Below are 17,517 nucleotides of genomic sequence, written 5' to 3'. Positions count from 1 at the left end.
GGTTGATGCCTGACGGGGGATTCCGTGCGCACTCATGACCAAGGTGATCGATCCATGGAGAGTCCCGCGAACCCTCGCATCCTCGTCGTCGGCCTCGGATCGATCGGCCGGCGGCACGCACGCCTGCTCGCCGAACGCGAGGACGTGGAGGTCCTGCTGTGCGACGTTCAGAGGCAGACGACCCTGGAGACGGCCGGACTCATGCCGAGGCCGCCGGCAGGCGTGTTCCTCGACTACGCGGAGGCGCTGGAGGCACAACCGGACCTGGTTTTCCTCTGCACGCCGACCTCTCTTCATGCGCCAATGGCCGGGCGGGCGATGGCCAGCGGGGCGGACCTGTTCATCGAAAAACCCATTGCCGACAGTTGGGCGAAGGCACGCGACCTGGTCGAACGCGCCAGGTACGAAGGGCGATTCCTCCAGGTCGGATACATGCTCCGCTTCGACACGGGCCTGAGAAAGTTGAAGGAGATCATCGACGAGGGTGGTATCGGTCGAGTCGTCGCGGCACGCGCAATGATCGGGACCTACGTCACGCTGCTCAATGCGCATGGCCGCGACCGCGACGAGGCTCCCAATTCCTTACTGCTCGACTACACCCATGAATTTGATTTCGTTCGGTGGATGCTCGGCGACGTCGCGGACGTCGTGGCGGCCGAGGCGACGCTGGGTCGCATGGGCATCCGGCCAACGCCCAACGTCATCCAGCTGATCCTCACAATGGCCAGCGGGGTCCTGGTCCAGGTTCACATGGACTACGTGCAGTACCCCCAGCGGCGTACATTCGATCTCTACGGCGATCGTGGATCGCTGAGCTTCGACTTCATGACGGGCGAGATCCAGCGTTTCCGGTTCGGCGCGTTGCATCGCTGGGAGTCGATGGCCGTCGCACCCATGGCGACTCGCGTGGACGACCTCTACCGGCGCCAAATCGCCTCGCTGCTGGAATCGAGACGAGACGGTAAGCCCCCGATGGCGAGTGGCGAGGATGCCGCCTACGCCCTCCAGATCGCCGAGGCCGCCATCGAGAGCGCGGAAGCGGGAAGACGCGTGTCGCTCCGCGCATCGCCGCCGGCCAAGATCCTGCCGATCAACATCGAGGGATGACCGGAACTTCGGTCATCCGGCCCCCCGACATCCGGTGGTGGAGGATCAGTCGACATCAAGGCTCCCGCGATCCATTCCTTCCACTCCATCAAGCCAAAACGCAACCGAACTTGTGTCCTTGGAAGGCTTCTTTATCTGTTGCCGTCTCCGCTGATATCAGTCCTTGTCGGCATCAAGCCAACGAACCTGTCCCGCTTGAAGACCGGAGAAGTCGGAGGCCCCTTGGGGACACCGAAAAACGGGACGTTCCGGGGCTTCAAGTCACTTGCCAAATATGCTGCATATTCACGCAACCAAGTAACTTATTTATAGATTCCTTCCAGATACAGTAGAGCTGGTTATCAACGACCATTCGAGCTGTCGGCCAATGTGTCACCTTGTCGGGCATCGCCGACCGGTGATGCCCGCGCCGCGGGACCATTCCTAACCATGCGCAAATCCGAAGGATCGAGAGCCGCGTCGTTGGTCAAGACCAGGGCGGGCAGCGGATCGAGCCGGGAGAACCCGCGAGTGAGCGATTGGGCCGCCCGTTCAACACGGTCCGGCGGTGCCCTCGCCGCCACGGCATTCTCTGAGGCGACGCCCTCCGGCCGAGCGAGGGTCGCGGACCGATTCACGACCTCGAGGATCCTCCTGAATACCGTGGCCGTCGGAACGCACTCGACCCCCGTGCGAATTCCGCGGCTGAACAGCCACCTTGGGCCCGAGGCGTATCACCTCGAGCCCGTCGCCGTGGTCGCCCTCCCAACCCTGGAACGTTAAGGTTCTTGCTCCACGCCAGCCGGTCTCGTCGCCGTTCACCGCGATCGATTCGGAGGATGCCGTCTCCGCCTGAGTCCGGAGAAAGGATCCATGCAGTCTCTCTTTTCTCGTGCTGACAGTCGTCCCTCGCTTCGACAATTCTTCCCCTTTTTCGGAGCCTTCGTGCCATGTTATCGTTCCGTAACGTGTACAGACTCCGTCGTCAGGGCTTTACCCTGATCGAACTACTGGTTGTCATCGCCATCATCGCCGTCCTGATCGCCCTTCTCCTGCCGGCCGTGCAGTCGGCCCGCGAGGCCGCCCGGCGCGCCCAGTGCCTCAACAATCTCAAGCAGCTCGGCCTGGGAGCTCACAACTACGCCTCCGTGAACGGTTGCTTCCCTCCGATGTGCTCAGGACCCGAGCTGGCCGGCACCGGCTCGTACGATGTCGGGTGGTCATTCAGTTGGCCGATGGCTCTCCTGCCGCAGGTAGAGCAGCAGCAGATTTTCAATGCTCTGAACTTCGGGAGCAAGCCGCGCGGACCCGAGAATTCCACGGTGGGCTACACCCAGCTGGCCGGTATGCTCTGTCCGTCGGAGGACGTGTCCAGGCAGCCGAGCGCCCCCTGGGCAGCGACGAGTTATCATGGGAACATGGGTGGTCCCGGAATCATCCAGCGCTTCACGGGCACGATGGTCGCCGGGACAAAATGGAGTACCCATCCCAACCTCGGCGTGGTCTCCGTCGCGAATGTGAGTGACGGCCTGTCCAACACGGCCATCTTCAGCGAACGATTGATGGGGATCTATGGCGCAGGTTCCAGCACCCCTTATCCGTTTCTCAACTCGCCCGATGCGAAACGCGGCTTCTACGATGTGACCGGCGGGGCCACGGGCGACAAGAATGATGCTTCGCTGGCGATGGCCTTCTACAACCTTTGCAAATCCCTCCCGGGGACGACCCAGGCAAAGCAGAGCTCCAACATCGGCTACATCTGGACGGCCGCGTATTTCGTCCACGGCACCATCGCCTACAACCACTTCGGTCCTCCCAATACCGTGGCTTGCCATAACTACGCCGCGGAGCCGGGGTCGATGTGGGAGATCTCATCAGGGATCGCCGCCCCGACGAGCCGCCACGCTGGCGGCGTCAACATGGCGCTCTGTGACGGGTCGGTGAAGTTCATCAAGGATTCGGTCAACCTTCAAACGTGGTGGGTCCTGGGCACGCGCCGAGGCTCCGAGGTCATCAGCGCCGACTCCTACTGAACCGACCGAGATTGGAAACCGGGCATCGACCGTGTCGGTCGATGCCCCCTGGAAGAAATCAATGAGTCCCTGATCATCGAGTTGGAGGTGAATGACGATGCGACGATTCCGCCACGTATTCGTTCTGGTGCTCCTGGTGAGCGGAGTGGCCGGCTGTGGGGGCGGTGGTATCAAACCAGGGGGGCCGCCCGAGGGAGTCGGGTATGTCCCCCCGGACTCAACCGATTTCTCCGAGCGCGGCGCCAAGTCTGCCGCCGCGCCGGCTCGCAAATGAGTCTCGTCATGCGAACGCGATCTTGCGATCTGTTGGGCCGCGGCCCAACCTGATCCGAAGGCCTGGACCGCTCTTCCTCCGGAGCCTGGAAGATCCGGACGCCTGTGAAGGACCCGTTTCGGAACGCGTTGGCCCCGGACGATCGGCCCGAGGCCCGGCTCTCGACGTGGAAGGTGGGCCAACGCGTTCCCCGGCACACCGTTGTCGATCTCGCCCTTGTCGTCCAGTTCATCCAGGAGCGAGGTGACGAAGCGAGTCCAGATGCCGCCGCAACGCCAGCGGTTGAAGCGGAGTAGACCGTCTCCCACGCGCCGTATCGCTCGGGAAGATCCCGCCAGGGCGCGCCGGTATGAAGGATCCAAAGGATGCCGTTGACGAGGGGGCGATGGTCATTGAACGGATGCCCCAGCTTGCCATGATGGGTCCGGTGCGGCAAGAACGGCTCGATTCGAGCCCATGGTTAGTCAGAGAGCTCGTAGCGGCGCATGGGGAACCTCCAGTTAGGTCTACCCTATTTCTACGTCCTACGCCTCCTAGAGGTTTGTCAAACAGAGCCTAGTGGGACGAGGTGAGTTTGAGGCCCACGACTCCGGCAAGAATGAGCACGATGCAGGCCAGGCGGCGGATGTCGGGAGACTCACCCAGCAGGAGAATCCCGAACACGACGGTGCCGACCGCGCCGATGCCTGTCCAGACCGTATAGGCCGTCCCAAGTGGAAGCGACCGGAGCGCCACCCCGAGCAAGTAGACGCTAGCGATCATGAAGCCCACGAATCCGAGGGTCGGCCAGGGTTGTGTGAACCCCTTCGTGTACTTCAGGCAGACCGCCCAACCAATTTCAAACAAGCCGGCAATGACGAGGACAACCCAAGCCATAGCTTTCTCCTAGGAGAAGAGAGCTACGGGGTCGTCCCCGCACGATTCAAGCTTGGCGTGGGACCACTCCCCACGAAGCATGGGGTCGTCCCCACACCATCTATCTTACGCCCAGTGGCAAGGGTGGCACCAAGTTCTCGCTTTTCCCCAGGGACCGGGGCCACCCGCCCGCAATTCAATCCCCCCCTGGGGCCATGCGTCCTCAGTGCGAGATCACGATCCCCTCGGTCTTCTCGATCGCCCAGAACGCGAAGTCGGTATCCGGGCAATCGAATCCGAGCCGTTTGAGCTTCGAGGCGATCTGACCTCGGTGGTAGGTTGCGTGGTTGACCACGTGGCGGAGGACGGCCCAGACCGGGAGCTGATAGTCGTTCCCCGCCAGGTTGCGGTACGCCAGGATCGTCGTGAGCCGCTCGGGCGTGAGCGTGGGAAGCAGGCGGTCGAACGCGTCGTGCGCCTTGTCGAAGAGCCGGACGACGTCATCAAGGGTGGGCAGATCCAACTCGGTTGGCCGCGAGGTGACGGGCTCTCCGTGGAGCCGGCGGACCCAGATGTCGGTGGCGCCGGCCACATGGATCATGGTGTCGCGGACCGAGGTCCAGCCGGGAACGGGTTCCTGGCCGTACTGCTCGGGAGAGAGTTGCCGCACCGCCTTGACGAGCAGGGCGGTGGCCCAGCGATTGTATTGGTACAGGGCAAACAGGTCGTCTTGCATCGCCAGAAGTCTCCTGATCCCTCTCGATTGAGAAAACCGCGCCGGCCCGATCGATCGATCGGTAGTCATCATACCAGTCGGGTCGATCGACTCCGACCGGTCTTCGCCCTCGCGAGGGGAGTGAGTTCGCAAAGGCGGTCCTCGACTCTCTGGGATTCGCGGGGCGGGGACCATACAATGGGGCAAAGGCCGGGCGAGGAGGCTCGACCGGCTCGTGGCGATCCACCAAGGCAAAAAGGGTAGTGGGGCGGCGCGAGGAGCGTCGGCGTGATGGATCGGTTGACCGTGCTCTGTTTCGGGGGAACGTACGGCCTGGCCTTGGCGAGCGAACTGGCTCGGTTCGTGGTCCGTGGTGCGGCGCGCTGGTACTTGACCGTCGCCCTGACCGCCTTGGCCTGGTTGGTCCAGACGGCCTACCTGGCCAACCTGGCCTGGGTTCAGCGCAAGGTCCCGGTGACCACCGCGTTCGAGTCGCTGATGGTCCTCTCCTGGATCTTCGCCTTGATCGGCCTCTACCTGATGGTCCGCTCGCCCAAACCGATGGCGGTGGGGGTGTTCGTACTCCCGCTCGTTCTGGGCCTGGTGATCTCCGGCCAACTCGCCTCACCGCGCGACGGCTGGGACCAGTGGGGGAGTGCGACGCGGTTCTGGGGCACGGTCCACGGCTTGTTCCTCCTGGCGGGCGCAGTCTCGACTTGCGTGGCGTTCGCCGCCGGGCTGATGTACCTGGTGCAGTCGAACCGGCTCAAGCACAAGCGGCCCTCGCGGTTCGGGTTCGCCTTGCCGAGCCTCGAGCAGTCGGAGCGGCTGAACCGCGGGGCGATTACCGTCGCCTTCCCGCTCCTGACCTGCGGCCTTCTGATTGGGGTCATCCTCGACCTGGTCTTGCGGGGGGCCGCCGCGAGGACACCGCTGAGCTGGACCGACCCCAAAGTCATCAGCGCGTTCCTCATGTGGCTGGTCTTCGCCGCGCTCCTGCACGCTCGGTTCCGCCCGGCGATGCGAGGACGGAGTCTGATGGTGCTGACGATCATCGCCTTTGGCTTCCTTGTGTTCACCTGGGTTGGCGTCGACGTCTTGAACCTCCCGACGGCCCACGGCATGGGTTCGCCGACCGGGAGGAAGGCACCGTGAAGCTGCTGGCCCTGGGCGTCGATCACCGGTCCGCCCCCACCTCAATCCGCGAAGCCCTGGCCTTCGACGGTCCCAAGCTCGCGCGCGGGCTCGACACCTTGGCCGAATCGTTCCCAGGGAGCGAGTTCGTCATCCTGTCGACCTGCAACCGGGTCGAAATTTACGCCGCGGGCGCTCCCCAAGAGGTGCCGGACCTCGACGCCCTGACCGACTTCTTGTCCAGCTTCCACGCGTTGCCGGTCGATCGGTTCGCCCCACACCTCGTCAGCTCCCAGGACACCGAGGCGGTCGCCCACCTGTTCCGAGTCGCCGCCAGCCTCGAGAGCCTGGTACTGGGCGAGGGGCAAATCCTCGGCCAGGTCAAGGAGGCGTATCAGGCGGCGATCAAGAACCGGACGGTCAACTCGATCTTGCATCACGTCTTCCAGAATGCCGCCCGCGTCGGCAAGAAGGTCCGTGAAGAGACCGGCCTGGACCAGGGCAAGCTCTCGATCGCCAGCGTGGCCGTCGACGTCGCCAAAGGGGTCTTCGATACCTTCTCCGACAAGACGATGCTGGTCATCGGCGCCGGCAAGATGGGCGACCTGACCCTCCAACATTTGAAAGCGCTCAAGCCTGGGCGGATCCTGGTGAGTAACCGGAGCCCCGAACGGGCCGAGGCCGCCGCCGCGCGATGGGGCGGCAAGGCCGTCCCGTTTGACGAGCTCTTCCTGGCGCTCAAGGAGGCCGACGTCGTCGTCAGCACGACCGCCGCCGAAGAGCCGATCGTCAACTACGACCAGTACGTCCGCGTTCAGCGTGCCCGCCGCAACCGCCTGGCCCTGATCCTCGACATCGCGATCCCACGCGACTTCGACCCCAAGATCGGCGACCTCGAGGATGTGTACCTCTACAACGTCGACGACCTCCGCGCGCAGGCCGAGCAGAACCGCGGTCGCCGCCAGAAAGGGGTCGACCCGGCCACCGCCATCATCGAGCGCGAGACGGCCGCCTGTTGCGCAGCCCTCCGTCATCAGCGCCACGCCGGCGCGGTGCTTCGCCAGCTCGGCGACCACGCCGACGCGATCCGCCGCCGCGAGTTCGACGCCCTCTGCAACGCACGCCCCAGCCTCAACGAGGCCGACCGCGAAGCGATCGCCCATATGATGTCACGGTTCCAGAACCAACTCCTCCACCAGCCCCGCGCCACCCTCCGCTCGGCCGCCTCGGAACCGGCCACCGAGCACCCCCACAGCCTGCTCAACGCCGTCCGCCACCTGTTCGGACTCGCCGACATTTAACTGACCGACTTCATCCCGGCTTGCCGCGCCGCCCCTTCGCCCCTTGGGCGCGATCCGGTAGAGGCACCGGCGATCACCTTGGACGATATGTTCAACTCGCTCGACCAGGGCATCCGGCCCCAACACGTCGCGGAACGTGCTGAGCTCGGCCCGGCAAAATCCCTGGCAGGCGGTTGCGGCCACGCAGATCGGACAATGGTTCTCGGCCAGGACGAACGCGCCGCCCTCCGCCCAGAACTCCGCCATGTACCCCTCACGCGTCCGAGCCTCGGCCAGCCGGGCCACCCGCTCGCCCAGGTCGGCCGCCCCCGCGAGCGCCTCGGTGTAAGCCACCTGGGATTCGGCCGCTCGCGCGTCGATCAGCCGATCGAGCACCGCCTCGCCAAGCTCCGTCCGGATCGAACGAATCAGCCCAGCGGTGAGTTCGGCATGAGCGTCCGGGAACCGGGCATTCCCCGCGTCGGTCAGGCTCCAGACCTGGGTCGGACGCCCTACACCGCGTGACTCCGCGGCCGCCACCACCAGCCCGTCAGCCGCAAGCCGAACGAGTTGCTGCCGCGCCGCCTCCCCGGTCACGCCCGTGGCTCGACCCAACTCCGCCGCCGTCTGCGGCCCCCGACTCTTCAACAGGACCAGGAACCGGTCCGCGGCCGGGCGAATCGGATTTTCCAAGCTCTCGCTTGACATATTCAGACGGTCCACCTATTTTCAAAGTGACTTCTTGGAAAATTATAGACCGGGGCCGATCGCGATGCAACGCGTCGTGTCGGCGAATATCATCAAAGGGAGCCTGGGTGCCACGTTGTGCGAGGCCCTCCTCATGAAGGTTTTGGCCAACCGGTTCCGGGATCGGTTTGATTCCGTGTCCTACGCCAAGGGTGATGTCCATGACTTCCAACACCGCGGTGCCGACCGTCAACGGGCTGCTTGAGACGGCGCTCTATGTGGACGACCTGGAACGGTCGGTCCGGTTCTACCAACAAATTTTCGGCTTCAAGTCGTTTGAAGAGGAGAGTTCGGAGTCGCCCGCCAAGGAACCTGACCCTCGATTTTGCCCGCTCCAGATCCCGGGGCGCCAGGTCCTGCTCCTCTTTCGGAAGGGCGAGTTCACGACGACGGCCGTCCTTCCTGGGGGCACGATTCCTCCGCACGACGGCCAAGGAACGCTCCATCTCGCCTTCGCGGTGAGCGCCTCCGACCTCGACGGCTGGAGAGAGTGGCTGTCCTCGCACAGCGTGCCGATCGAGGGCGAAACGACCTGGCCGCGGGGCGGGGTGAGTCTCTATTTCCGAGACCCCGACGGCCACCTGCTGGAGTTGGCAACGCCTGGACTCTGGCCCATCTACTAATCGACTCGCAATCCACCTTGGATGCGTCTGCAAGAGCAGGGCAGGGGTGTGAGGGCCGCTTGCTTTGGAGAGAGGTGCGTGCAATGAATCCGGCCGATCCCAATTTCGTCGACGTCAACGCCTACCTGGACCGCATCGGTGACACCGGCGATCGAACCCCGGCGCCGGAGGTGCTCGAACGATTGCACTTCAACCATGTCACCCGGATCCCATTCGAGAACCTTGATATCCATCTCGGTCGGCCCATCCGGCTCGACCTGGCGAGCTTGCAGTCCAAGCTGGTCTGGAGCCGACGCGGAGGTTACTGCTTCGAACAGAATACGCTGTTCGCCGCGGTGCTGGAGGAACTCGGTTTCCACGTCACGAGACTGGCTGGCCGTGTCCGCCTGAGAACGCACCGGGCCACGCCGCGTACGCACATGTTCTTGAACGTCACGCTCAAACAAACCACCTGGCTCGCAGACGTTGGGTTCGGCGGGGAAGGGCTCTTCCGGCCGATCCCGATGGTGAGCGGGCCGCCATCCCATCAGCATGACCGGACGTTTCGCTTGCTCGACGACGAAGGTCTCTGGGTCTTGCAATCGCTCATGGAAGGAGTTTGGAGCGACCTCTACGGCTTCACGCTCGAGCCGCAGCACAGCATCGACTGCGAGGTGGGCAACTACTACACCTCAACCCATCCCGAGTCGCCCTTCCTCCGCACCTTGACGGTCCAATCGCGGACGCCGGAAGTCCGCCAGGTTCTGCGCAACCGAGAACTCGAGGTCAGGCGAGGGGCGGGAGCGACCCTTCGGACCATCGCGAGTGATGACGAGCTGCTCGTCGTCCTCACCGAGTGCTTCGGCTTGCGTTTTCCTCCCGGCACCCGATTCGAGACGCCCGTTTCGACCCTCGCAACGGACACGGCCTCCGCAAGAGCGGGCGGGACGTCCGCGGTCCCAGGGGGACAATGAACGAAGGCTTGGGAAAGTAGGACAAGGGAGCTCACGAACCTGCCGCCATGCGACGGTGTCATTGCTTGAAGCCGAGTCGACGAAATCCGATGCGAACGACGAGGACCGGATCATCATGGTGGCTCTGCGGGACGTTGGGTTCACCCACCATACGCCGGGATTGAATCGACGGTACTTCGTCACGGAAGAGGAGATCCGGGTCGTCCTCTCCCGGCTTCCCGAGGAGGTTCGTTGCCGACTCAAGTGGGTCCATCTCAACGACCGGTTTGGAAGGATCCGCAGGCTCGGTTACGTGAATCGGGGCAAGCGAGAAATCGGCTTGTGTGCGACGCCGGCCCGAATCAGCCTGGGCGGTTACCTCGAGCGGACGCAGACGCCGGGCCAATTCGGGGCGATCCCCCGCTGCCAATGGCCCACGCTCGCCGTCAGACGCTTCTTCCTCTACGACGTCCTGCTCCACGAACTCGGCCATCTCCAGATCATCGACGCCAAGGCGAAGAGTCTCCGACGGAAGTTCGCGAAGGAGACTCGCGCCCAGGAGTTTGCCGAGCATTGGTGTCGCGAACTCTGGTCCCGGCCGTTCGATCACCCCGATCCGGTCCACAATCGGCCGACCCCCGAAGAAATCGAGGCCGTGCGCGCAGGCTGGGCACTCTCCTGGGGCGAGTTCAAGAGGGGATGGATCGCCGATAAAACCAGGAAATATGATGAGGCGTTCCGCCATTACGAACGCGCCGTCGCACACTATCCGGCCAACGCGATGGCCCTCGAGCAGCTTGGACTTCACCACTACTTCTGGCACGAGAATGAACCCCACCGCTCCCTCGAGCAAGCCGTGGCGATTCTCACCGACGCAGTCCGCCTTGACCCGGCTCTGCCCAAGGCCCAACTCCTTTTGGCGATGAGTCTGTCAAAATTGGAGCGGGAAGAGGAGGCGCGGCGTTGCTTCCAACGAGCCATTCAGATCGACCCCTATTGTTCCCGCGCAATATTGATCTACGGAGAATCGTTGGCCGATTGGGAAAAGTATACCGAGGCCAGGAAGGTCTTCGAGAGGACACTGAGGCGAGATCCGCAATCGATCCGGACGATCCAAGGTTACGCCTGCTGTCTCGCAAACGACCCCGACTCCAAACCGACGGATATCGCGAGGGCTCTCGCCCTGTTCCAGAAAGCGGTGGCGATCGCCCCCAACGACGCGGATGCCCACTACAGGCTCGGGTTCGCCTTGCTGGATTTCCGCGCTGAGATCGAGCCGGCGAAACGCCAGTTCGAGGAGGCACTTCGGCTCAACCCCACACATGAAGATGCCGCAAACGCCCTTGAGGAGATCCAGGCCATGAGCGCGGGAACACCTCTCTCGTAGAGTGGGCACGGCCCACCAGAATTTCGATCCCCTGGTGGACCGCACCCACTCTACAAATCAACAAACACAAAAACCTTCCTCCGTCACTTGCGGGCCATGATAGGCCCGTAGCCGACCGAGGAAGGAATTGGGGTTCCGCAAACGGGACGGCATCCAGGCGAACCGAACCGTCAATGGATTCAAAAGGGCGTGCCAACGAGCTCAGTCAGGCCCGTTGGCACGCGCGAATCAAGCGTGCGGCCGCCGCCCGTGCGGGTGGGCCGCGAGCCGGCCCAGGGCCTTCGCACCGAGATGCGCGCCACCGGCCTGGCGGAGCAGTCGGTTGGCGGCCTGCCGAGCGAGAGCCGCCTGTCGCGCCCCGCCCGCTCGGTGCCCCGCCGCCTGGAACGGACCGGCTACGGTGGAGGGACCCGCCAGAGCATGACTGTTGAAGTTGCCCACAAAATCGGTCCCCGGCGGACCGTTCAGAGGGATGCCGGTCACGCCGGTCAACCCGGTCGAACCGGTCCCGACGACGGTGAGCCGATAGTGCTCCCGCAGCTTGAGCAGACGTTGGAACGTGACCAGGGTCACGGTTCGGGTGGCCGGGTCATAGGTGGCCGACTCGATTGCAATAAAGACGTCATCACGCGTCCCCAGCCGACCGTCGCGGCCCCGGCTCTGGAGCACGTAATTGGCGGGGTCCTGGGCCCGCGCGGGGTCCAAGTCCTCGCTGAACGTCAGTACGATCTGCGTCGTTTGCTCGTGAAAGCCGAAACGCTGCAAGCCAATCACCGTGGGCGGCCCGACGAACACAGGCGCGACCTGATTGACCGCGATGGCCACGGTGGCCGGGCTGCTGAAATTCACGCCATCGGTGCTGCGGTACGAAAACGAGTCGTCCCCGATGTATCCGGCGTTGGGGACATAGGTGAACGAACCATCGGGATTGAGCGTGAGGGTGCCGTGGGCCGGCCCGTTAACGACCACCGCGGTCAACGGCGTGCCGTTGGGGCTGATGTCGTTGATCAGCACGCCCGGCACAGTAATCACGAGCGGCGTCCCTTCCGGCGTGACGTACTGGTCGGGGACGGCGGTCGGAACCTGCGCAGGCGCGGCCAGGACGCTTATGACGACGGTGGCCACGTTGCTCACCGACGTCCCATCGGAGGCCCGATACGTAAACGTGTCGGTACCCACAAACCCCACGTTGGGCACGTACGTGTACGAGCCGTTGCTGTTGAAAGTCAGCGTGCCGTGCGCGGGCGGACCGACAACCACCGCCGTCAACGGCTTGCCCGATGGGCTAAGATCGTTGATCAGAACGCCAGGGGCCACCAGATTGAGCGTGCCCCCCGCATTCGTTTCATAGAGGTCATTAACGGCGGTTGGGACCTGCACGGCGGGAAGGACGTTCACGGTAACGGTGGCCACGCTGCTCACCGACGTCCCGTCGGAGGCCTGGTACGTAAACGTGTCGGTACCCACAAACCCCACGTTGGGCACGTACGTGAACGAGCCGTTACTGTTCAAAGTCAGCGTGCCGTTCGCCGGCTGACCGACGACCGCCGCCGTCAACGGCTTGCCCGACGGGCTCAGGTCGTTGCCAAGAACGCCGGGGAGCGCGATGCTGAGCGTGCCTCCCGCGGGGGTCGAATAGGTGTCATTGACGGCGGTCGGGACCTGCACGGCGGGAAGGACGTTCACGGTGACGGTGGCAAAGTCACTCACGAACGTCCCGTCAGACGCCTGATATGTAAACGTGTCAGCGCCTACGAATCCCGGGTTGGGCACGTACGTGAACGAGCCGTTACTATTCAAAGTCAGCGTGCCGTTTGCCGGCTGACCGACGACCGCCGCCGTCAACGGCTTGCCCGACGGGCTCAGGTCGTTGCCAAGAACGCCGGGGAGCGCGATGCTGAGCGTGCCTCCCGCGGGGGTCGAATAGGTGTCATTGACGGCGGTCGGGACCTGCTGGCCGGGCGCCACGATGTTGATGGAGACGGTCGTCACGTTGCTGAGCAAGGTGCCGTTGGTGGCCCTGTAGGTAAACGAATCCGTGCCGACGAAGCCGGCATTCGGGGTATACGTCACCGTGCCGTTCGGGTTGATGACGACCGTACCGTTTGCGCCCTGGGTCACCGAGCTGACCGTGAGCGTGTCCCCCGGCGCAAACGCGTCGTTGTTGAGGATGGGGACGGCGACCGGCGTGTTCACGGCGGTGTTCGCAAAGTCCGGATTGGCAATCGGCGCGGCGGCGATGCCGACCGCTTGCACGGCCACGATCGCCTGGCCAATCCCCACGCCGAGCAGACCCAACAAGGGATCGACAACCCCGGTGAGCAGCGGCGTGACGATCGGCGCCAACACGCCGTTGACCAGCGGCTGGACGAGGTCACTCGTGAGCGTGCTGACGATCGGGCCGAGCAACGGGCCCAGTGTGCCGCCAATCTGGACTTGCAGGTTATTGACCAGATCCTGCGCCAGGGTCGTGATGACCGCCGCGCTCGAGCCCACCGTCTGGGTCGGCGACGGATAGGGCGGGACGAAGTTGAGCAACGTCGACGACCCCGGAGCCTGCCCGAGCGCGAAGTCGCGAAGTTGGATCGCGGCCGAGACGTTCAGGGCCAACAACGGCGCCGAAATCGTCAGGGTTCCGACACTCCCGAACGTCAGGTCGGTCGCCGGCACAATCGTGTGGGTGCGGTCGAAGAAGACGCTGTCGGCGATCGAACCGATATAAAGGTTGGTGACGCCGGGCGTGGCCTGGACGCCCACCGCGGCCGTGATCGCGTTGATCGTCTGGATGGTTCCGCTGGTGCTCGCGATCTCGGCATACACCTGGAGGTCGGCAACGTTGGCGGTTACCGTGATCGGAGTAATCCCCAGTAGGCCCTGGAGCGACGCCAACAGCGCGGTGGTGTCCAGGTTCAGGCCGACGAGATTATTCAGGTCAAGCTTGAGCCGGATGGCCGCGGTGTGGAACTGGGTTCCTTGCGGGCCCCGCACGAAGATCGGCGGCTCGACGACCTGGGCGGAGAGTTCCAGACTCCCCACCGTCGCCGGCAGGCCGAGCCCGGCGAGCGTCGCCCCTGAAATCGTGACCGGCGTCGGGGTCGTCGCGACGTTGTCGAAGTTGTAGAGCTGGACAACGCCGGTGAACAGGTCGAGCGCATTCAGATTCACGTCGGCGAGGCTGCCGGCGTTCGGGTCGATCTGGAGCAAGTCGCCCAGCCGGATCGTGCCCGCGAGCCCGTTGAGCTGGAGGGCCTGAGCGTTCAAGGCGTTGACCAACGCGGTGTTCCCATCGGCCTGCGCGACGGTCGCCGCCGCGTTCAAGACCTGGAGGACCGTGGTGTCGGTGGTCAGCACCGCGCTCGGGCTCGAGGCGCCGAGATCGGTCTGGAGGACGCCGAGCAGGCTGGCGAGGTTGATGTCTCCGCCCGACAGGCCATTCCAGTCGAGCACGTTGAGGTTGAGGCTGCTCCCGAGCAGTGAGCTCGTCAGGGCATTCAGAAGCGGCCCTTGCGACGAGTCGACAGAAGCGAGCCGCGGCCCCGCAAAGACGGTGGCGAGGGGAGTCGAGGCGGCGACGTTCAGGCTGGCCGTGGTCGTGGCCGTGTCGATGCCGTCGCTGAGCGTGTAGGTGAAGCTGTCGGCCCCGATGAAGTTCGCGGCCGGAAAGAACTGGAACGAGCCGTTGGGGTTCACCACCAGAGTGCCGTGGGCCGGCTGCGTGAACCCGCTGACGGTCAACGGGTTGGCCGACGTGGTGCTATCGTTGGCCAGAAGGCCCGGCGTGCCAACGCTGAGCGGCGAGTTCTCGATCAACCCGTAGGCGTCGGGAACCGCGCTGACGGCGAGCAGCGTCCGATCTTCCAAGCGCTCGAGACTCGCCCAATCACGCGGGACGAGTCGCCCCAGGGTCCCGTACCGCGACTGGGCACTTCGATCTCGTTGCGTGCCGAGTGGATTCCACGTCATCTGCGTGATCCTCGTTTTTCTGGTTTCGTTTATTAATCCGTCTTAATACTCTGATTAAGACTCTCATCCATGAACTTAATCGAAAGCGTCTACTCACCATCTGCCCCACTCACGACCCCGTTGCAAAAAAATGTGCACGGAGGTCGGAAGCGAAACTCGAGGGCGATTCGACCCCAGCCTCAATCGCTCCGAACGCATTTCTCCGCCCGACTCGCACGACCCGGGCAAGAGGCATGCGGATTCGCGTCACTGGAGCGAGAGCCTCCTTTTCTGTAATGATCCCAGCGCGCAAGAGAACTCGCCGCCCCAAGCGGAGTGCCGCCCTCAGGCGGATTCCGATTGGACGTCGATTTCACTCGCCCGGGCAGGCTTGCCCACTCAATCGCCGACGACCCTCAAGGTCCAGAACTGCAGGTGCCTCACCCCCGAGGCCCTCGCCCGAAACCAAACCGAGCCGCGCAAGCGGCCCTCTCGTCACCGAGCTGAAATTCACCACGGAAAAACGGTGGCTGTTCCGTTCAAGACTGCGTCCGACCAGCAAGCCAGGAGCGTTGCGTCCCAACGAGCCGCGACAAGCGCCGCTGAGATCCAAGCTCCTTCGCACGAGAAGCCCACTCTTTGCGCCGCGCTCCCTTCAAGCCGAACAGCGATCGCCCGAAAGCATCTCGACGACAAATGCCTCATGTCAGACAGAGTATCCGCTCTACAACAACTCTTTAGCTCATGTTTTCTCAAGCGTCAAATCAAAATCAAACCGGAACATTTTGGCGATCGTTCAACTCTCTGAATATCATACGAAACAAAAACGGCCGGCCGCACGATCGCAGGTGATCGCTCGGCCGGCCAGGCTCATGGGCATATGCGGACAAAAGCAGGGGCCTGGTCGGGCCCCTCGTGACGGATTCAAGCGAGTGGGGCGAGGAAGGCCCTCGACATTTAAGGTCAATTCACTCGAGATCTCCCAGGCCCAAGCGGCAGGGGGCTGGTCGGCTCAGTGGGCGACTCCGGGCGGGGTTCGACCGGTAGGGCCCGCGGAGCTGCCAGGGAATCGGCTGGGGGCGTCGCTCTTGCACGAGCCTCGTTCCCATCGGTGGTGCGTACATCGCTCCCCCGTGGACCTCGATCTCCATAACGGTTCTCAAAGACAGCCTGCTCCAAGCGATTCAGACGGTCGGCAACCTCTTTCAACTGCTGCTCTGCCCGCCGAAGTCGCTCTTCAACATTGTTCATGCCCATTCTTCTATTGGGCATTCCAGGCTCCATGGCCGCTGCGCCCATCATTCCAACCATATCGTTCGGCATCCCAGGCATCACCCCGGTCACCGCCGAGGGCTTGCGGGCAGGAGTCGAACCACTGGCTTGCGCCCTCTGCGTCGTGGCAGGCGACGGCTTCGCAGCGTTCGATTCCAACACATTCAAGAGCCGGTCGAGCTTTTTCTCCAACGAATGCAAACGCTTATCGGCCGGAGCGACCGAAACCGCAGGATCCTCCGGGGCGGCTGTGGGTTGTGCGGCCGAATCCGGATCATCCCGCGGGTCGGCGGCGGGAGACGCCGAGGCAGGGAGTGGAAGCGCCTGGGCGGGCGTTGCGGGCGTCTGGGCGAGCACTCCCGCCCCGGTCGCGACCGCTCCCCCGACCAGACCCAACAGCGCGAGCGATTTCAGTTGCGTGAGGAACATGGTTTTGAGCACTCCTTCGGTAAGAGTCATGACCGAGGCGGAAACCACCGCCCCGGGTGTTGCCGGACCCGCCGCGAACCGGGCGGCGGCCTGAATGGTGGCTTCGGCCAGGGCCACGGGCAGCCCCTTGGCCGTCGCCCGGGTCTCGGCCGCAAGCATCACGCCGATCGCTCCGGCCGACGGGGCCAGGCCGCGCCGGGCGAGCCGCCCCCGGAGCCGTCGCCGGGCTTCGGCGAGCCGGCTCATCACCGTGCCGGGCGGACAGCCGAGCAGCCCGGCCGCCTCGACATAGGTCTTGCCTTCCAGGTCGCAGAGCACGGCCACCCCCCGGAATCGCTCCGGCAGCCGGCCCAGCTCCTCGTGAATGACCCGGCCGAGGTCGTCCGGCGCCTTTTCAAGATAGGAAACCGCCACCCGTTCGGCGTACATTCGCTCATGCTTCCGACGCCGTGCCACGGCCGAGCAGGCGCAGCTCGCAACCCGCAGGGCCACACCATGAAGGTACGCCCCTAACGAGTCCCGGCGGCGGATCGACCCGGCCTTCCGGGCCAGGACCAGGAACGTGGCCTGAAACGCGTCGGCAGCGTCATCCGAGTCGTGCAAGACCTTGCGACAGACCCGCAGCACCATCGGGCCGTGCCGCTCGACCAAGGCCGCGAACGCCAACTCCGCCGACTCACCGCGCCGGGCGGCAAATCGATCCAAGAGCTCGCCGTCCGACAGCCCCGCGACCGTCCCAACGTTGAACAGGCCGCGGAGATACCGGTGAACTTCAGTGCGTCGAGGGTCCGCCACAGTCTGAAACTCC

The 17,517-nt window shown here is 64.2% G+C and carries 13 protein-coding genes and 2 pseudogenes; 9 read left to right on the top strand and 6 right to left on the bottom strand.

The window, feature by feature from the left end; genetic code table 11:
• The first annotated feature begins 54 nt into the window (after window positions 1–54).
• The 4 genes from BUS42_RS21140 to BUS42_RS44145 all read left to right on the top strand — a co-directional run bounded on the left by BUS42_RS21140 (window position 55) and on the right by BUS42_RS44145 (window position 3,393).
• Window positions 55–1,107 (top strand): Gfo/Idh/MocA family protein, encoded by a 1,053-nt coding sequence (locus tag BUS42_RS21140; RefSeq protein WP_074309468.1) that lies wholly within the window; start codon window positions 55–57, stop codon window positions 1,105–1,107.
• A 510-nt stretch (window positions 1,108–1,617) separates the two neighbouring features.
• The gene (locus BUS42_RS21135; protein ID WP_143206418.1) at window positions 1,618–1,869 is read left to right on the top strand and encodes a hypothetical protein; all 252 of its coding nucleotides are present in this window, start codon (window positions 1,618–1,620) and stop codon (window positions 1,867–1,869) included.
• A 167-nt stretch (window positions 1,870–2,036) separates the two neighbouring features.
• On the top strand, window positions 2,037–3,119 hold the full coding sequence (locus tag BUS42_RS21130; protein WP_074309464.1) for a DUF1559 domain-containing protein: 1,083 nt from the start codon (window positions 2,037–2,039) through the stop codon (window positions 3,117–3,119).
• A gap of 97 nt (window positions 3,120–3,216) precedes the next feature.
• Window positions 3,217–3,393, top strand: coding sequence for a hypothetical protein (locus BUS42_RS44145; protein ID WP_173878230.1), 177 nt, complete (start codon window positions 3,217–3,219; stop codon window positions 3,391–3,393).
• A 349-nt stretch (window positions 3,394–3,742) separates the two neighbouring features.
• Here BUS42_RS44145 and BUS42_RS46605 read toward each other — a convergent pair.
• From BUS42_RS46605 to BUS42_RS21115, 3 genes and pseudogenes are all read right to left on the bottom strand, one after another.
• Window positions 3,743–3,829, bottom strand: a pseudogene (locus BUS42_RS46605) (hypothetical protein); the annotation flags it as partial.
• 119 nt (window positions 3,830–3,948) lie between these two features.
• A complete protein-coding gene (gene sugE, locus BUS42_RS21120; RefSeq protein WP_074309460.1) occupies window positions 3,949–4,269 on the bottom strand; it encodes a quaternary ammonium compound efflux SMR transporter SugE in 321 nt (106 codons plus the stop codon).
• A gap of 202 nt (window positions 4,270–4,471) precedes the next feature.
• Entirely contained in the window at window positions 4,472–4,984 is a 513-nt protein-coding gene (locus BUS42_RS21115) for a DinB family protein (RefSeq protein ID WP_074309458.1), read from the bottom strand.
• Window positions 4,985–5,254: 270 nt separating this feature from the next.
• Here BUS42_RS21115 and BUS42_RS21110 point away from each other — a divergent pair, with 270 nt between their 5' ends.
• Both BUS42_RS21110 and hemA read left to right on the top strand, forming a co-directional pair.
• The gene (locus tag BUS42_RS21110) at window positions 5,255–6,118 is read left to right on the top strand and encodes a cytochrome C assembly family protein (RefSeq protein WP_074309456.1); all 864 of its coding nucleotides are present in this window, start codon (window positions 5,255–5,257) and stop codon (window positions 6,116–6,118) included.
• On the top strand, window positions 6,115–7,398 hold the full coding sequence (gene hemA, locus BUS42_RS21105) for a glutamyl-tRNA reductase (RefSeq protein ID WP_074309453.1): 1,284 nt from the start codon (window positions 6,115–6,117) through the stop codon (window positions 7,396–7,398). The genes BUS42_RS21110 and hemA overlap by 4 nt, the downstream gene beginning before the upstream one ends.
• Window positions 7,399–7,446: 48 nt before the next feature.
• Here hemA and BUS42_RS46600 read toward each other — a convergent pair.
• Window positions 7,447–8,085: pseudogene (locus BUS42_RS46600) on the bottom strand (helix-turn-helix transcriptional regulator); the annotation flags it as partial.
• 200 nt (window positions 8,086–8,285) lie between these two features.
• Here BUS42_RS46600 and BUS42_RS21095 point away from each other — a divergent pair.
• From BUS42_RS21095 to BUS42_RS21085, 3 genes are all read left to right on the top strand, one after another.
• The gene (locus BUS42_RS21095; protein WP_074311298.1) at window positions 8,286–8,747 is read left to right on the top strand and encodes a VOC family protein; all 462 of its coding nucleotides are present in this window, start codon (window positions 8,286–8,288) and stop codon (window positions 8,745–8,747) included.
• A gap of 83 nt (window positions 8,748–8,830) precedes the next feature.
• Entirely contained in the window at window positions 8,831–9,700 is an 870-nt protein-coding gene (locus BUS42_RS21090; RefSeq protein ID WP_074309451.1) for an arylamine N-acetyltransferase family protein, read from the top strand.
• Window positions 9,701–9,815: 115 nt separating this feature from the next.
• A complete protein-coding gene (locus BUS42_RS21085; protein ID WP_159452272.1) occupies window positions 9,816–11,066 on the top strand; it encodes a tetratricopeptide repeat protein in 1,251 nt (416 codons plus the stop codon).
• Between the two features lie 228 nt (window positions 11,067–11,294).
• On the opposite strand, the gene BUS42_RS21080 is transcribed toward BUS42_RS21085, so the two are convergent.
• A complete protein-coding gene (locus BUS42_RS21080) occupies window positions 11,295–15,029 on the bottom strand; it encodes an Ig-like domain-containing protein (protein ID WP_074309447.1) in 3,735 nt (1,244 codons plus the stop codon).
• A 942-nt stretch (window positions 15,030–15,971) separates the two neighbouring features.
• A complete protein-coding gene (locus tag BUS42_RS21075; RefSeq protein WP_074309445.1) occupies window positions 15,972–17,504 on the bottom strand; it encodes a sigma-70 family RNA polymerase sigma factor in 1,533 nt (510 codons plus the stop codon).
• Window positions 17,505–17,517 lie beyond the last annotated feature (13 nt).

The organism is Singulisphaera sp. GP187 (genome assembly GCF_900129635.1).
Classification (GTDB): domain Bacteria; phylum Planctomycetota; class Planctomycetia; order Isosphaerales; family Isosphaeraceae; genus Singulisphaera.
Note: the sequence above shows the minus strand (reverse complement) of the source record. Positions and strands in the feature narration are given on the sequence as shown.

What these genes read in the sequence shown, in the direction of transcription:
- BUS42_RS21140 (WP_074309468.1), top strand. Translation starts at nt 55, where the DNA reads ATGGAGAGTCCCGCGAACCCTCGCATCCTCGTCGTCGGCCTCGGATCG.
- BUS42_RS21130 (WP_074309464.1), top strand. Translation starts at nt 2,037, where the DNA reads ATGTTATCGTTCCGTAACGTGTACAGACTCCGTCGTCAGGGCTTTACC.
- BUS42_RS44145 (WP_173878230.1), top strand. Translation starts at nt 3,217, where the DNA reads ATGCGACGATTCCGCCACGTATTCGTTCTGGTGCTCCTGGTGAGCGGA.
- sugE (WP_074309460.1), bottom strand. Translation starts at nt 4,269, where the DNA reads ATGGCTTGGGTTGTCCTCGTCATTGCCGGCTTGTTTGAAATTGGTTGG.
- BUS42_RS21115 (WP_074309458.1), bottom strand. Translation starts at nt 4,984, where the DNA reads ATGCAAGACGACCTGTTTGCCCTGTACCAATACAATCGCTGGGCCACC.
- BUS42_RS21110 (WP_074309456.1), top strand. Translation starts at nt 5,255, where the DNA reads ATGGATCGGTTGACCGTGCTCTGTTTCGGGGGAACGTACGGCCTGGCC.
- BUS42_RS21095 (WP_074311298.1), top strand. Translation starts at nt 8,286, where the DNA reads ATGACTTCCAACACCGCGGTGCCGACCGTCAACGGGCTGCTTGAGACG.
- BUS42_RS21090 (WP_074309451.1), top strand. Translation starts at nt 8,831, where the DNA reads ATGAATCCGGCCGATCCCAATTTCGTCGACGTCAACGCCTACCTGGAC.
- BUS42_RS21085 (WP_159452272.1), top strand. Translation starts at nt 9,816, where the DNA reads ATGGTGGCTCTGCGGGACGTTGGGTTCACCCACCATACGCCGGGATTG.
- BUS42_RS21080 (WP_074309447.1), bottom strand. Translation starts at nt 15,029, where the DNA reads ATGACGTGGAATCCACTCGGCACGCAACGAGATCGAAGTGCCCAGTCG.